Annotated in this window: 14 protein-coding genes and 2 tRNA genes; 4 read left to right on the top strand and 12 right to left on the bottom strand. The window is 70.1% G+C overall.

What is annotated here, in order from left to right; translation table 11 throughout:
- Window positions 1-35 precede the first annotated feature (35 nt).
- Both OHA73_RS16105 and leuS read right to left on the bottom strand, forming a co-directional pair.
- On the bottom strand, window positions 36-758 hold the full coding sequence (locus tag OHA73_RS16105; RefSeq protein WP_327655383.1) for a hypothetical protein: 723 nt from the start codon (window positions 756-758) through the stop codon (window positions 36-38).
- A gap of 162 nt (window positions 759-920) precedes the next feature.
- Window positions 921-3,833, bottom strand: a complete 2,913-nt coding sequence (leuS, locus tag OHA73_RS16110; RefSeq protein ID WP_327655384.1) for a leucine--tRNA ligase — start codon at window positions 3,831-3,833, stop codon at window positions 921-923.
- Window positions 3,834-4,347: 514 nt separating this feature from the next.
- Between leuS and OHA73_RS16115 the strand changes: the two genes are divergently transcribed.
- Both OHA73_RS16115 and OHA73_RS16120 read left to right on the top strand, forming a co-directional pair.
- Window positions 4,348-5,463: a cytochrome b/b6 domain-containing protein gene (locus OHA73_RS16115; protein WP_266719733.1), complete on the top strand. Its 1,116-nt coding sequence runs from the start codon at window positions 4,348-4,350 to the stop codon at window positions 5,461-5,463.
- Window positions 5,460-7,037, top strand: a complete 1,578-nt coding sequence (locus OHA73_RS16120) for an NADH-quinone oxidoreductase subunit NuoF family protein (protein WP_266719731.1) — start codon at window positions 5,460-5,462, stop codon at window positions 7,035-7,037. The genes OHA73_RS16115 and OHA73_RS16120 overlap by 4 nt, the downstream gene beginning before the upstream one ends.
- A gap of 75 nt (window positions 7,038-7,112) precedes the next feature.
- Here OHA73_RS16120 and OHA73_RS16125 read toward each other — a convergent pair.
- Window positions 7,113-7,185 (bottom strand) — tRNA-Ala (locus tag OHA73_RS16125).
- A 148-nt stretch (window positions 7,186-7,333) separates the two neighbouring features.
- Here OHA73_RS16125 and OHA73_RS16130 point away from each other — a divergent pair.
- Window positions 7,334-8,521, top strand: a complete 1,188-nt coding sequence (locus tag OHA73_RS16130; RefSeq protein WP_327655385.1) for a glycosyltransferase 87 family protein — start codon at window positions 7,334-7,336, stop codon at window positions 8,519-8,521.
- Here OHA73_RS16130 and OHA73_RS16135 read toward each other — a convergent pair.
- The 9 genes from OHA73_RS16135 to OHA73_RS16175 form a co-directional block, all read right to left on the bottom strand.
- Complete coding sequence (locus OHA73_RS16135; protein WP_266719727.1) at window positions 8,490-8,723, bottom strand: hypothetical protein; 234 nt, start codon at window positions 8,721-8,723, stop codon at window positions 8,490-8,492. The two genes, OHA73_RS16130 and OHA73_RS16135, sit on opposite strands and share 32 nt — an antisense overlap.
- 9 nt (window positions 8,724-8,732) lie before the next feature.
- Window positions 8,733-8,927, bottom strand: a complete 195-nt coding sequence (locus tag OHA73_RS16140) for a hypothetical protein (RefSeq protein ID WP_266719725.1) — start codon at window positions 8,925-8,927, stop codon at window positions 8,733-8,735.
- A gap of 225 nt (window positions 8,928-9,152) precedes the next feature.
- Window positions 9,153-9,225, bottom strand: a tRNA-Ala gene (locus tag OHA73_RS16145).
- Window positions 9,226-9,366: 141 nt separating this feature from the next.
- Window positions 9,367-10,017 (bottom strand): histidine phosphatase family protein, encoded by a 651-nt coding sequence (locus OHA73_RS16150; RefSeq protein WP_266719723.1) that lies wholly within the window; start codon window positions 10,015-10,017, stop codon window positions 9,367-9,369.
- Entirely contained in the window at window positions 10,014-10,466 is a 453-nt protein-coding gene (rsfS, locus tag OHA73_RS16155) for a ribosome silencing factor (protein WP_266719721.1), read from the bottom strand. The genes OHA73_RS16150 and rsfS overlap by 4 nt, the downstream gene beginning before the upstream one ends.
- Before the next feature lie 140 nt (window positions 10,467-10,606).
- Window positions 10,607-12,238 (bottom strand): LCP family protein, encoded by a 1,632-nt coding sequence (locus OHA73_RS16160; protein ID WP_327655386.1) that lies wholly within the window; start codon window positions 12,236-12,238, stop codon window positions 10,607-10,609.
- 26 nt (window positions 12,239-12,264) lie between these two features.
- Entirely contained in the window at window positions 12,265-12,927 is a 663-nt protein-coding gene (gene nadD / locus OHA73_RS16165; protein ID WP_267070483.1) for a nicotinate-nucleotide adenylyltransferase, read from the bottom strand.
- A gap of 43 nt (window positions 12,928-12,970) precedes the next feature.
- Entirely contained in the window at window positions 12,971-13,132 is a 162-nt protein-coding gene (locus OHA73_RS16170; protein ID WP_266719715.1) for a hypothetical protein, read from the bottom strand.
- A gap of 65 nt (window positions 13,133-13,197) precedes the next feature.
- Window positions 13,198-13,338 carry a hypothetical protein gene (locus OHA73_RS16175; RefSeq protein ID WP_266719713.1) on the bottom strand — a complete coding sequence of 47 codons (141 nt, stop codon included), beginning with the start codon at window positions 13,336-13,338 and terminating at the stop codon, window positions 13,198-13,200.
- A gap of 121 nt (window positions 13,339-13,459) precedes the next feature.
- On the opposite strand from OHA73_RS16175, the gene OHA73_RS16180 reads away from it, so the two are divergent.
- On the top strand, window positions 13,460-14,575 hold the full coding sequence (locus tag OHA73_RS16180) for a M48 family metallopeptidase (protein WP_327655387.1): 1,116 nt from the start codon (window positions 13,460-13,462) through the stop codon (window positions 14,573-14,575).
- The last annotated feature ends 7 nt before the right edge of the window (window positions 14,576-14,582 follow it).

The raw sequence follows: 14,582 nt of genomic DNA on the forward strand, positions 1-14,582 counted from the left end.
CTCCCGGCCATCGGACGACGCGCGTCGGCGGGCGATCAAGTCGTGCTCTCCGGACGGGGTTTCTTCTCCCACGGGTACACGGGGCGTACACCTGGCGGAGTGATCGCGGCCCGGTTCTGCTCCCGATCGCGCCCCTGCCTGCGGTCCGTCCCCGGCGCCTGCCAGGCGGGCTCGGGCTCGGGTGCTGCCGCGGATCCTGCTCCGGAGCCCGGCTCGGTCGTCCAGTGCCGCAGCGCGCCGGCCTCCAGGTCGATCTGCGAACTCAGCGCGTCCAGGTCGTCGCTCGCGAACCGGCCGGCCCGGTCGCGGGCCGCGTGCCGCAGCGCGTCGGCCGACCGCGTGATCTGCTCCGTGCGCGTCCTGAGCTCCGGCAGCACCCGCGCCACCTGCCCCTTGTCGGGCTCGCTCTCCAGGCGCTTCAGCTCGGCGTCCACCTCGTGCCCGTGCGCACTCAGGCGCTCGAAGAGGCCGAGGGACTCCTTGAGCGAGGCATCCTCCGCCACGCGCGCGTGCAGCGCGTCCTGCGTGGCCCGCATGGAGGTGCGCAGATGCAGCCGCAGCTGCGCCAACTCGGCCGCCGCGCCGGGCTGCACATAGCTCTTGGCGCGCAGCGTGGTGTCCTCCACCGCCCGCCGCGCCTGCTCGACCTTGCGGTCCACCCCGCGCTTGGCGGCGCCGACCGCCTTCACCGTCATGTACCCGCCGAACGCCAAAAACGCGACGAAGATCAGCGCAATGATCAATAGCACGGCTTCCATAGCGCGCTCTCCTCAAGGTCGCCCCGCCCAACCGGTCTCTCCACCGTAAACGGAGCGGGCAGGCCGAGGGTTCCAGCGGAACCCCCAACCTGCCCGTAGGGAACAACCCTGAGCGCCTTACGCAGGCACGATGTGCCGATCACACAGGCACGATGTGCCCGATCACGCAGGCACGATGTTCACCAGCTTCGGCGCCCGCACGATGACCTTGCGGATGCCGGCGCCGTCCAGCGCGGCGACGACCTTCTCGTCGGCCAGGGCGATCTTCTCCAGCTCCTCGTCGGAGATCGCCGGGGAGACCTCCAGGCGGGCCTTGACCTTGCCCTTGATCTGGACGACGCAGGTCACGGCCTCGTCGACCACGTACTGCGGGTCGGCGACCGGGAAGTCCTGGTGGACGACGGAGTCGCTGTGGCCCAGCTTGCGCCACAGCTCCTCGGCGACGTGCGGGGCCAGCGACGCGACCAGCAGCACCAGGCGCTCGGCCACGGAACGCGGCAGCGAGCCTCCCGCGTACGACTTGACCAGGTGGTTGTTCAGCTCGGTGACCTTGGCGATCGCCGTGTTGAACCGCATGCCCTCCAGGTCGCCGCGCACACCGTCGATCGCCTTGTGCAGGGCGCGCAGCGTGGCCACGTCGATGTCCGCCTCGGGCACGTCGACGACGGTGACCTCGCCGGTCGTCTCGTCGACGACGTTGCGCCACAGGCGCTGCAGCAGCCGGAACTGGCCGACCACCGCGCGCGTGTCCCACGGCCGGGAGACGTCCAGCGGGCCCATCGCCATCTCGTACAGGCGCAGCGTGTCCGCGCCGTACTCGGCGCAGATCTCGTCCGGCGTGACGGCGTTCTTCAGGGACTTGCCCATCTTGCCCAGCAGGCGGCTGACCTTCTCGCCCTGGTAGTAGTACGCGCCGTCGCGCTCCTCCACCTCGGCGGCCGGTACGGCGATCCCGCGCGCGTCCCGGTAGACGTACGCCTGGATCATGCCCTGGTTGTACAGCTTGTGGAACGGCTCGGCCGACGAGATGTGGCCCAGGTCGAACAGCACCTTCGACCAGAAGCGCGCGTACAGCAGGTGCAGCACGGCGTGCTCGGCGCCGCCTACGTACAGGTCGACACCGCCGGTGGGCATGCCCTCGCGGGGGCCCATCCAGTACTGCTCGATCTCCGGGTCGACCAGCTTCTCGCTGTTGTTCGGGTCCAGGTAGCGCAGCTCGTACCAGCACGAACCCGCCCAGTTGGGCATGGTGTTGGTCTCGCGGCGGAACTTGCGCGGCCCACGGCCGTCGCCCAGGTCCAGCGTGACGTTGACCCAGTCCTCGTTGCGCGACAGCGGCGTCTCGGGCTGCGTGTCGGCGTCGTCCGGGTCGAAGGTGCGCGGGCTGTAGTCCTCGACCTCGGGCAGCTCCAGCGGCAGCATCGACTCGGGCAGCGCGTGGGCGATGCCGTCCTCGTCGTAGGCGATCGGGAAGGGCTCGCCCCAGTAGCGCTGACGGCTGAACAGCCAGTCGCGCAGCCGGAAGTTGACCGTGCCCGAGCCGATGCCCTTGCGCTCCAGCCACTCGGTCATGCGGGCCTTGGCGTCGGCGACGCCCAGGCCGTCCAGGTTCACCTCGTCGCCCGCGGAGTTCACCAGCTTCGCGTCGCCCGCGACGAACGCGTCGTCCCACGTCGAGGGGTCGGTGCCGCGGTCGTCGCTCGGCTCGACCACGCAGCGCATGGGCAGCTCGAAGGCGCGCGCGAAGGCGAAGTCACGGCTGTCGTGCGCCGGCACGGCCATGATCGCGCCGGTGCCGTAGCCCATCAGTACGTAGTCGGCGATGAAGACGGGGACCTGCTCGCCGCTGACCGGGTTGGTCGCGAACGCGCCCGTGAAGACGCCGGTCTTGTCCTTGGCCTCGGTCTGGCGCTCGACGTCGGACTTGGCGGCGGCCTGCTTGCGGTAGGCGGCGATGGCGTCGGCAGGGGTCGCGTGACCGCCCGTCCAGACGTCGTGGGTGCCCTCCGGCCAGGCGGCCGGGGTGATCTTCTCGACCAGGTCGTGCTCGGGGGCCAGCACCATGTAGGTGGCGCCGAACAGAGTGTCCTGGCGGGTGGAGAAGACGGTGATCTTCTCCTTGCCGGAGCCATCGGCGTCCGGGACCGCGAAGTCGATACGCGCACCCTCGGAGCGGCCGATCCAGTTGCGCTGCTGCAGCTTGATCGCCTCGGGCCAGTCCAGGCCGTCCAGGTCGTCGATCAGGCGGTCCGCGTAGGCCGTGATGCGCATGTTCCACTGGCGCAGCTTCGACTTGAAGACGGGGAAGTTGCCGCGCTCGGAGCGGCCGTCGGCGGTGACCTCCTCGTTGGCCAGGACGGTGCCCAGGCCCGGCGCCCAGTTCACGGGCGCGTCGGAGGCGTACGCCAGGCGGTAATCGCCCAGGATGTCGGCGCGCTCGCCCTCGTTCAGCCCGCTCCAGGAGCCGCCGCCGGGAACGGCACGCTCACCGGTCTCGAACTGCTTGACCAGGTCGGCGATCGGACGGGCCTTCTGCAGGTCGTCGTCGTACCAGGAGTTGAAGATCTGCAGGAAGATCCACTGCGTCCACTTGTAGTACTCCGGGTCGATCGTGGCGAACGACCGGCGCTTGTCGTGGCCCAGGCCCAGCCGGCGCAGCTGGACCTTCATGTTGACCATATTGGCCTCGGTCGACGCGCGCGGGTGGGTGCCCGTCTGCACGGCGTACTGCTCGGCGGGCAGGCCGAACGCGTCGAAGCCCAGGGTGTGCAGCACGTTGTGGCCCGTCATGCGCTGGAAGCGCGCGAAGACGTCCGTGGCGATGTAGCCCAGCGGGTGGCCGACGTGCAGGCCCGCACCGGAGGGGTACGGGAACATGTCCATGATGAACTTCTTGGGCCGCGACGCGACCTGCGGGTCGCCCGCCAGGTCACCGCTCGGGTTCGGCGCCTCGTACGTGCCCTCGGCGTCCCAGAAGTCCTGCCAGCGTGCCTCGATGTCGGCGGCCATGACCGCCGTGTAGCGGTGCGGCGCGACCGCCGCCTCGGAAGCGGCGGCGGAATTCGTCTCGCTCATGATCCTCAAAGCTCCATCGATTGTGTCTGCCAGCGGCCCGTGCTCAGAAATGAAAAAGCCCCTCGCACAGGAGGGGACGCCGCGCCGATTCCGACCTCACGCCCTGGGGGCGGGTCGGGACTGATCAGCGCGGCTCGCTAAGCAGAAGGCGTACGGCACGCATGGCGTCAGGGTACCGCAGCCCTCGCTCGACCCGCGACGGGCTTCCCCTGTGCCCCACCCCACCCCAGGGATTACTCGGCGTACCGACCCCTATCGGGACAACGCAAAGACCAAACATCTCGTAGATAACAGCGAGATAACTCAAACCTCGTACTGCCCGGTATGCCTCGATCTAGAGTGCGGGCCGTGGGACCACCGTGCCGAACCGTTCGGAGTCACCCCCATGAACCCTCGAACCCCTCACCCCCTGAACTCCCTTCGTACGCCGAGGAGTTCACGCACACCCGGTGCCGGCCGTCGCAGGAGAACAGGGCTGCTCATCGCGGCAGTCGTCCTCCTGTTGCCCGTACTCGTGTCCGTCGGAAGCGACGCTGTGCGGGCGACGCTCGACTTCGGCGCGGGCGTGCTCTGCCTGGTCTCGCTGACCTCGTCCGTCGTCTGGGGCCTGGTCGCCTCCGACCGGGTCTTCCTCACCTCACGGCAGCGGCTGCTCGCGCAGGCCGTGCACCGGATCACCGCGGTCTCCTCGCTCGTCTTCCTGTTGCTGCACATCAGCGTGAAGCTCGCGCTCTCGCACGTGACGCTGCTCGGCGCGCTGATCCCGTTCTCCGGGGGCTTCAACGGCAGCGCGGGCCTGATCGGCCTGGGCGTGACCGCCGGACTCCTCATGATCGCCACAGGCGTCACGGGCGCGCTGCGCAGCTCCATGGCCTCCCCCGCCCGGCTCGCCACCCGCTGGCGCGCGACCCACATGCTCGCCTACCCGGCCTGGTGCTTCGCCCTCATGCACGGCCTGTACTCGGGCCGGCCCGCGAAGGCGTACGTGACCGTCCTGTACTGCCTGGCCCTGGTCGCGGTCGCCGGCGCGATCGCCCTTCGGGCGTCGCCGCAGGCCGTACGGCGCAAGGTGGCGGTGCGCATCCTCGAATTCCTGGACGCCGGACCGCGCGCGGGCGGCACCAGGCGGGCCGGGTCACCCCTCCCGCAGCCCCGCAGCGAGCCCGCACCGGCCGCCCCGCAGTCCCGCCCGGAGCCCGCCCCGCAGCCCACCTTCGAACCCGCTCCCCCGACGCAGGCCGACATCGGCTTCGCGGCCGCCTACCGCGCGGTGTCCGCTCTCCCCCGCGAGGAGCTGCCCACGCAGTCGGTCCCATACCTGCAGCAGTACGCGGACCCCACGGCCGCCATGCCGGCCGCACCCACCGAGCGCTGGCCCGCCCCCTCCCCGCCACCCCCGGCCCCAGCCCCGCCCTCCCAGTACGACCCGACGTACGACACCCCCTACGGAGGCGTGCCCGGCTACCCCGCCTCCTACGGAGACGGCATGAACAGCGGCGCCTACGAAGACGTCTATAAGGAAGCGCCCGGCTACACGGAAGCGCCAGATCCCACCGAACCGCTCCCCGGCCCCTACCAAGCACCCGCTTCCGGCGAGCCCTGGACCATGCCCTACGGAGGCACGCAGTGAACACCGCACTGCCCGACGTCCCGGAAGTCCGGGTCGTCGGACTTCCCCAGCTCACTTCGGGGTTCGACCTCGTGGAGCGGCTCGACCTCGACATGCACCTGAAGGTGCACGGACCACTGGAACCCATGGCGGGCGAACAGCTCGCGCAGCTGGCCCAGGCGATATCCCTGCGCGGCCGCGGCGGCGCGGGCTTCCCCTTCGCCAAGAAGCTCCGCGCGGTCGCGGAGTCGGCGATCCGGCGCGGAGTGCGCCCGGTCGTCGTCGTCAACGGCAGCGAGGACGAGCCCGCCTGCCGCAAGGACACCGTGCTGATCAACCGGGCCCCACACCTGATCCTGGACGGCGCCCTGCTCGTCGCGGAGGCGATCGGCGCGCGCACGCTCGTCATCGGCGTGACCCGTGACAGCACCGAGGCGTCGATGCAGGCGGCCCTCGCCGAGCGCGGCCTGACGAACCGTCGGGGCGCACCACTGCGCGCACGCGTGCAGCGCAATCCGGTGCGCATGGTCACCGGCGAGTCCTCGGCCCTGATCCGCTCGGCGGACGGCGGCCCGCCCATGCCGCCGGGCCGCAAGGTCCGCGCCTCCGACTCCGGCGTCGGCGGCGCCCCCACGCTCCTGTCGAACGCGGAGACCTTCGCCCAGCTCGCCATCGCGACCCGCACGGGGGCCGAGCGCTACTGCCGCACGGGCCTGCACGACGAGCCCGGCACGGTCCTGTTGACGCTCTCCGGGGCGGTCGCCCGCCCGATGGTCCTGGAGGTGCCGTCCGGCGTCCCGCTGCGCTACGTACTCCAACTCGCGGGCGCTCCCCCGCTTCCCCAGGGCGTCCTCACGGGCGGCTATCACGGCAAGTGGCTGGACGGGGTCGGCGCGCAGGACGCCATCGTCTCCCGCGCCTCCCTGGAGGCCTCGGGCGGCGCCCTGGGCGCCGGGGCGATCCTGCCGATCGGCCCTGACACCTGCCCGCTCGGCGAGGCCCTGAAGGTGGCGCAGTGGCTGGCCTCGGAGAGCGCGGGCCAGTGCGGGCCCTGCTACCTGGGGCTGCCCGCGGCGGCGCGCGGCCTCGAGGACGTGCTGAACGGAGGCGGCCCGACCGCCCTGGAGGCGCTGCGCGAGGTCACGCACGCGGTGAAGCGGCGCGGGGCGTGCAAGCACCCGGACGGTTCGGCGGCGTTCATCGAGTCGACGATCTCGGCGTTCACTGACGACCTGGCGGCGCACGTCCTGGGCGCCGGCTGCGGCCGCCCGGTGCTCGGTGTGCTGCCGTTGCACGCAGAGGCGCCGGCGGCCTCGACGCCGAGCGGGAAGCGGCTCGCCGTCGACTGGACGCTGTGCCGGGGCCACGGCCTGTGCGCGGACATCGTGCCGGAGCTGCTGCAGTTGGGACCCGACGGCTTCCCGACGGTCGCGGAGGCGGCGGTCCCCGGCTACTCGGAGGCGAACGCGGTACGGGCCGTGCGCCGCTGCCCCGCGCTGGCGCTGCGGATCGAGGAGGACGCATCGGCGGCCGCGCAGGACCGGAGGCCGGCGCGCCCCGCGCTCCCGCCCGGCCGCAGCCGCGCCCGGAGGTAGCCCGTCGACACAAACACCCGTGGACACGAACAAAGGCGGGCCATCCGATTCGGATGGCCCGCCTTCACGTTCCTGTGGAGCTAAGGAGAATCGAACTCCTGACCTCCTGCATGCCATGCAGGCGCTCTACCAACTGAGCTATAGCCCCGTGCTTTGGTCCTCCGGGGCTTCCCTGTCGGTCTCCCCGGCGGCGTCGCCAACATTACACGGTCACCGGGGTGCATCACCAAATCGTTTCCGTTCCGCCCCCTTCTGTAGGGAAAAGTCGCCGTTGACGACTACTAGTGTTCCCTCATGTGACTGTGCTCGCCCTGCCCCGCACCCGCCACGCACCGGCAGCGCTCGGGGCCTGCCTGCTCTCGTTCGCGGCCTTCGTGATCGCCCAGCGCGCGGCCGACGTCTCGATGATCGATCTGATGGTCTACCGGGCGGAGGGCTGGACGGTCCGCACAGGTGGCGACCTGTATGCGATGCGCGCGACCCACGCCGGTCTGCCGACCACCTACCCGCCGTTCGCCGCGCTGCTGTTCCTGCCGCTGACGTTCCTGGACGTGGTGACCATGAAGGTCGCCGCGACCGCCCTGAACCTCGCCCTCCTCTTCGGTCTTGTGCACCTCTCCCTGCGTCTCGTGCGACGCCACGCGCGCGTGGAGCACGCCTTGTGGGTGGCCGCCGCCGCCGTGTGGTGCGAGCCGGTGTGGACGACGCTGCGCTACGGGCAGGTCAATCTGCTGCTCGCCGTGCTCGTCCTGTGGGACCTGACGCGCCGGCCCGGGCACCGCTGGGCGGGCGTGGGGATCGGCATCGCGGCCGCGATCAAACTGACGCCCGCGCTGTTCGCCGTCTTCCTGCTGTGCACGGGGCTCGCGCAGTTGGCGCGGGGCGGGGCCTGGCGGCCATGGGTGCGCGGGGCCTGCGTGGCGGTGGGCTCGTTCGTCTGCGTGACCGTCCTGACGGCCGTCGTCCTGCCGCACGACTCCCGGCACTTCTGGACGCGGATGGTCTTCGAGTCGGACCGCCCCGGCCACGCCGAGGAGACCGCCAACCAGTCGCTGCGCGGCGTACTGGCCCGACTGCTGCACACCGGAGATCCCGGGACCTGGTGGGCAGTTGCCGCCGCCGTGACCGCCGTAATCGGACTCGCGGTCGCGGTCGCGGCGGCGCTGCGCGGGCGCAGGGCCCAGGCGGTGGTGGCGTGCGCGACGACGGCGCTCCTGGTCAGCCCGGTCTCGTGGTCCCACCACTGGGTCTGGTGCGTGCCGTTGGCGCTGTTCGTGTGGGAGTCGGGCCGCCAAAAGGCCGCGCTCGCCCTGGCCTTGACGTTCTGCACCTACGCACTGTGGTGGGTGCCGCACACCGACGGGCGGCCCGAACTCCACCAGAACGTAGGGGAGTCGATGCTTTCGGCGCTCTACGTAGGAGTGGCCTGCGCCTTCCTCGCGTACTCCGCGGTCAGGCTCTGGCGAACGAATAGAAGCGCTTGAGCGTGCAGTGCTCGTCCAGGAGCCGGCCGTAGATCGGCTCGCCCTCCAGCTCGCGGTACGTCTCGATCGGGTCGCCTTTTATGATCAGCGCCCGCGCGCATTCCTCGCACCAGTACTGGTAGTCGGGGTTCAGCGGCTCCATGTCCCGCACGATGGGCGTGCCGCTGCCGCACCAGTCGCACTTCCTCCTGTGTGCACCCATGTGTTCCGCTCAGCTCCAGCTGTGGCCGCAGGCCGTGCACACGTACGAGATCCCGCCGTTGTCGCCGAGCATCTGCGCGACGTGGGAGGAGCCGCAGGACGGACAGTCGAGGGACGGGACGTCTTCGGAACCGGCCGGGGGCTCGGCGGATATCGCTGCCATGCCGAGGAAGCGATCGGCTTCCTCGTTGATGCTCAAGGGCATCGCGCACTCCCTCCCCAGCGGGCCGCCTTCGTCGGTCGGACACAGCCCCGTTCCGGCCGTCCGATTCTGCCACGGCGGAAGCGACCCGGTCAGCGACGCCCGCGTACCAGTCCGGACACGACGTCCGCTGAGGTATACGCCCCGGGCGCCCTCGACGCCTCAAATCTGCCGCAAAATCGGCAACGAAAAATCCCGCCCCTTACGGGACGGGATCTTTGATTCCTGTGGAGCTAAGGAGAATCGAACTCCTGACCTCCTGCATGCCATGCAGGCGCTCTACCAACTGAGCTATAGCCCCTCGCGTTCTTCCCCCTCCGGGCTTTCCCCCGGCGGGCCGAACAAGAAGAACTTTAGCCTGCGACCTGCCGGAAAGTGAAATCCGGCCCCTGCGGCCCGAGGGGCCGGTCCTGGCAGGCACTCGGGCACCCGGCGAAGGTGCCTAGTCGTCGTCGCCGAGGACCGGTTCCGGCAGCGTGCCCGCGTTGTGCTCCAGCAGACGCCAGCCGCGAGCGCCCTCGCCGAGGACGGACCAGCAGCAGTTCGACAGGCCGCCGAGCCCCTCCCAGTGGTGGGACTCCAGGCCGAGCAGCCGGCCGATGGTGGTGCGGATGGTGCCACCGTGGCTGACCACGACCAGCAGGCCGTCGTCGGGCAGCTTGTCCGCGTGCCGCAGCACGACGGGGGCGGCCCGGTCGGCGACCTCGGTCTCCAGCTCGCCGCCACCGCGACGCACGGGCTCGCCGCGCTTCCACGCGGCGTACTGGTCGCCGTACCTGGCGATGATCTCCTCGTGCGTGAGGCCCTGCCACTCACCCGCGTATGTCTCGCGCAGGCCCTCGTCGTACGTGGCTTCGAGGCCCGTGAGCGCGGTGAGTTCGGCGGCCGTCGCCGCGGCCCGCCTGAGGTCGGAGGCGACGATCGCGTCCGGCCTCAGGGAGGCGAGCAGCCGGGCCGCGCGGCGGGCCTGGCCGACGCCGTCCTCGGTCAGCTCGATGTCCGTGGTGCCCTGGAAACGGCGCTCCAGGTTCCAGGAGGTCTGACCGTGCCGCCACAGGACGACGCGCCGCCCCCGAGGTGAGGCGCTGGTCACAGCACCTCACCACCGAGCTCACGCATCTCCTCGGCCGCGGCCTCGCGCTCCTTGGCGTGCTCCTCGCCCTTGCCGCGGGTGGCCTTGGCCTCCTCGGGCAGGTCGATCTCGGGGCAGTCCTTCCACAGCCGCTCCAGGGCGTAGAAGACGCGCTCCTCGCTGTGCTGGACGTGGACGACGATGTCGACGTAGTCGAGCAGGATCCAGCGGGCGTCACGGTCGCCCTCGCGGCGCACCGGCTTGGCGCCGAGCTCCTTGTTCAGCTTCTCCTCGATCTCGTCGACGATCGACTTGACCTGGCGGTCGTTGGGCGCCGAAGCGAGCAGGAAGGCATCCGTGATGGACAGCACATCGCTGACGTCGTAGGCGATGATGTCGTGCGCGAGCTTGTCTGCGGCCGCCTGCGCGGCGACGTTGATGAGCTCGATGGAACGGTCAGTGGCGGTCACTACAAGGCTTTCCGTCGGCGGTCTGGATCCCCTGAGAGATCCCTCAGGGGGGTACCCCAAGGGTCTCACGGTCCGCCGACACGCCTCACGGCCTTACCGGTGGCCCCACGCGCGCGGGGCGCCGGGCCACCGGTGGGCGGTCACTGACCGGTGTAGTTCTGGCCCAGCACCACGGAGACGTCCGCGTTCCTCGCCGCCTTGCCCTTGGTCACGGCCGACGTCGGCAGACCCAGAGTCTTGGCGACCTCGACGGCGTCCTTCTTGTGCGAGGCGTCCGCGTACGTCACCCGGGAGGTCGCGACCGCCGTTCCGGTTCCACCGGACACGAACGTGTAGCCGCCGTTGACCAGGGCGACGCGGGCCTTCTCGGTACGGGCCTTGTTGCCCGTGGCGTTCTCGATGCCGACGCGCAGCGAGTCGCCGCTGGACGGGGACTTCACGGTGCCGCCGAGCACGTTCTCGACCACCGAGTCCGCGGTGGACCGGGAGATGGCGCCGCCGCGCTGCACCGGCAGCACCTCGCTCTTGTAGTCGCCCTCCTTGGCCCGGTCGGCGAGCTTGGCGAGGAAGGCGCCGAGGTCCTTCTCGGTCAGCGACGGGTCGAGGATCTGGGCGAGCGTCTGCACGGTCGTCGTCGCGGCCTGCGGGTCGGACGACAGCTTGCGCAGCACGCCCTGCATGACCTGACCGAACCGCTCGAGCTGCGCCGTCTGCGGCTCGCCCTTGGCCCGGTACGTCGCGTACGCCACGGCCGCCGGGCCGCTGAGGGTCTGGTCCGCGCCCTTGTGGACGAGCACGGTGCCCTTCTTGGCGGGGTCGGGCACGGTCGCGTTCGTGGTGACGTCGATGTTGCCGACGAGCTCGACGAGGTTGTTGAGGTACGGGGTGTCGAGCCGCCAGGTGCCCTGGATGTCGGTGCCGAGCAGGGTGTCGAGGCCGTCGCTTGTTCCGGAGGAGCCGTCCTCGTCGACGGACTTGGCGAGCGTGGTGCTCGTGCCGTCCTCGTCGGACAGGGCGAGGGAGTTCGGCAGCAGGACGGAGGTGGCCCGCTTCGTGGTCGTGTTGTTCACGAGCAGCGCCGTGGACGTGCCGCCGCCCTTGGTGTTGTGCAGGTGGACGACGATGACGTCACGGTTCTGCGGACCGACCGCGGAGGCCGCACCCGCCTTCGCCGCGTCCTTCGACAGGAACGGCAGCTTGCCCTGGTACCAGAGGTAGCCGGCGCCGCCGACCAGGCACAGGGCGAGGACGACGACGAGGGCGATGCCCCGGCTGCGGCTGCGGCGCCGCGCCTCCTCGCGCCGCTCGGTGCGCGATTCGGTGAACTTCAGCCAGTCGATGACGTCTTCGGAGTCCTCGTCCGGCTCCTCGACGAACTCGAACTGCTCGGTGCGGTAGTCGCGGTCGGGCTGCTGGGCCTGCGACGGCGCGGGCGGCGGGGCCTGCTGCGGGATGTACGCCGTGGCCTGCTGAGCTTGCTGGGGCTGCTGCGACTGTTGGAACTGCTGCGGCTGTTGCGCCTGCTGAGACTGCTGGAACTGCTGCGGCGCCCCGCCGTAGGGGTCGTACGAAGGGGGCTGCTGGGGCTGTTGGTGTTGCTGCCCGGTCGGCTGCTGCTGTCCGCCCACATACGGGTCGTAGCCGTACCCGTACGCTGAGTTCTGCTCGTACGACGGCGCCTGCTGGACCGGCCGGTAGACCGGCTGGCCGAACTCGTCATAGCCGACCAGTTCGTAGTTCTGCTGGTCGTAACCGTCGTATCGGTCGTTCACCGATGCCCCTCTCGGCGGTGCAGGGTTCAGTCGCCTCGGTACAGCTGGCGCTTGTCGATATAGCGCACCACACCGTCCGGCACCATGTACCAGATGGGGTCACCCTTGGCGACCCTGTCACGGCAGTCCGTGGACGAGATGGCGAGGGCGGGAACCTCGACGAACGAGACGCCGCCCTCCGGCAGACCCGGATCGGCGAGCGTGTGGCCCGGCCGCGTGACTCCGATGAAGTGTGACAGGGAGAACAGCTCGTCGGTGTAACGCCAGGTGAGGATCTGGCCCAGAGCGTCGGCACCCGTGATGAAGAAGAGGTCGGCGTCGGGGTTGAGCTGACGCAGATCACGCAGCGTGTCCGTCGTGTACGTCGGACCACCGCGGTCGATGTCGATGCGGCTCACCGAGAACTGCGGGTTCTCGGCGGTCGCGATGACCGTCATCAGATAGCGGTCCTCGGCCGGAGAGACCTTCTTGGCGCTCTTCTGCCAGGGCTGCCCGGTGGGTACGAACACCACCTCGTCGAGGTCGAACTGCGCGGCGACCTCACTGGCCGCCACCAGGTGTCCGTGGTGGATCGGGTCGAACGTCCCGCCCATGACGCCGAGGCGTCGCTTGGCCGGTGAGGCCCACTCGTGATCCGGGCCGCCGGCCGGGCTGTTGACCGGGCCGGTAGGCATGTCCTGCGCTCCCATGCGTGCAGAGCCTACTGGCCCGTTCCCAGTGCTTCCGCCCGGGTCAGCGGTCGCGGTTGAAGCGCGTGGTGATCCACAGCAGCAGGATCAGGATGATGAAGGCGCCGCCGCCCGTCACGAGGGGGCTGAGGCTTTCGTGGTTGCCGCCGTTCTCGCCCTCGGCAGCGAGAGTGGCGAGCTGGGCAGCGGTGCTGTGGAGGCTCATCTTCAGCAGGACCTATCCGGTGTGGGATCGGGATAAAGACTTCTGACCCATCGTAAGCGGTGGGGTCAGTCGTCGCTCTTGTAGCCCCGCAACAAGAACCAGGCGAGGAAGGCCGCGCCCAGAACGCCCACGATCAGCACGCCGCGCAACAGGTTCCCCGCACCCTGGTCCGACGCCGCGCTGATGACCTGATCGATGTGCTCCATGACGGTTCGCTCCTTCGGTGTGCTGCCCCGTCACGGTATATCCGCCTAGTGTGGACTCCACCTTGGGGGCACACCGGATACGGCGGGACACGTCGCACACACGGAACATGGGGGAAGTCGGATGCCCGACGAACCGAACGAGCAGCACGAGAACGTACCCAGCAGGCAGCGTCGGCGCTTCCCGGGGATCTCCTCGCGGGCGTACGAGCACCCCGCGGACCGCTCGGCGCTCGTCGCGCTGCGCAAGCTCAGCGGGTTCGACACGGTCTTCAAGGCGCTCAGCGGACTGCTGCCCGAGCGCAGCCTCCGCCTGCTGTTCCTGTCGGACTCGGTGCGGGTCTCCGACGAGCAGTTCGCACACCTCAACACGATGCTGCGGGACGCCTGTTACATCCTGGACCTGGAGAAGGTCCCGCCGATGTACGTCAATCAGGACCCGCAGCCGAACGCGATGTGCATCGGCCTGGACGAGCCGATCATCGTCGTCACCACGGGACTTGTGGAGCTCCTCGACGAGGAGGAGATGCGGGCCGTCGTCGGCCACGAGGTGGGCCACGCGCTGTCGGGCCACTCGGTGTACCGGACGATCCTGCTGTTCCTGACCAGCCTCGCGCTGCGCGTCGCGTGGATCCCGCTCGGCAACCTCGCGATCATGGCGATCGTGACGGCGCTGCGCGAGTGGTTCCGCAAGTCCGAACTCTCCGCGGACCGCGCCGGGTTGCTGGTCGGCCAGGACCTGCAGGCGTCGATGCGCGGCCTGATGAAGATCGCGGGCGGCAACCACCTGCACCAGATGAACGTGGACGCGTTCCTCAAGCAGGCCGAGGAGTACGAGGCCGGGGGCGATCTGCGCGACTCCGTGCTGAAGATCCTCAACGTGATGCCGCGCTCGCACCCGTTCACCACGGTGCGCGCCGCCGAGCTGAAGAAGTGGGCGGAGAGCCGCGACTACCAGCGTCTGATGGACGGTCACTACCCGCGCCGCAGCGAGGACAAGGACACCTCGGTGACGGACTCGTGGCGCGAGTCGGCCTCGCACTACACGGATTCCGTGAAGACCTCGAAGGACCCGCTGATGAAGCTGGTCAGCGACATCGCGGGCGGCGCGGGCGACCTGGGCGGCCGGGTGCGGCGCGGCTTCGGCGGCTTCGGCGGCACGGGTGGCGGGGGCGCCAGCGGGAACCACGGCACCGACGACGACAGCAACGGCACCGGCACCGGCAACGGCGAGCGCTGATCCCCGA

It is taken from the genome of Streptomyces sp. NBC_00483 (assembly GCF_036013745.1).
Taxonomy (GTDB): domain Bacteria; phylum Actinomycetota; class Actinomycetes; order Streptomycetales; family Streptomycetaceae; genus Streptomyces.

Excerpts from the sequence above, each read along its gene's own strand:
- OHA73_RS16105 (WP_327655383.1), bottom strand. The coding sequence starts at position 758 with ATGGAAGCCGTGCTATTGATCATTGCGCTGATCTTCGTCGCGTTTTTG.
- leuS (WP_327655384.1), bottom strand. The coding sequence starts at position 3,833 with ATGAGCGAGACGAATTCCGCCGCCGCTTCCGAGGCGGCGGTCGCGCCG.
- OHA73_RS16135 (WP_266719727.1), bottom strand. The coding sequence starts at position 8,723 with ATGGGTGCACACAGGAGGAAGTGCGACTGGTGCGGCAGCGGCACGCCC.
- OHA73_RS16140 (WP_266719725.1), bottom strand. The coding sequence starts at position 8,927 with ATGCCCTTGAGCATCAACGAGGAAGCCGATCGCTTCCTCGGCATGGCA.
- nadD (WP_267070483.1), bottom strand. The coding sequence starts at position 12,927 with ATGGGAGCGCAGGACATGCCTACCGGCCCGGTCAACAGCCCGGCCGGC.
- OHA73_RS16170 (WP_266719715.1), bottom strand. The coding sequence starts at position 13,132 with ATGAGCCTCCACAGCACCGCTGCCCAGCTCGCCACTCTCGCTGCCGAG.
- OHA73_RS16175 (WP_266719713.1), bottom strand. The coding sequence starts at position 13,338 with ATGGAGCACATCGATCAGGTCATCAGCGCGGCGTCGGACCAGGGTGCG.
- OHA73_RS16180 (WP_327655387.1), top strand. The coding sequence starts at position 13,460 with ATGCCCGACGAACCGAACGAGCAGCACGAGAACGTACCCAGCAGGCAG.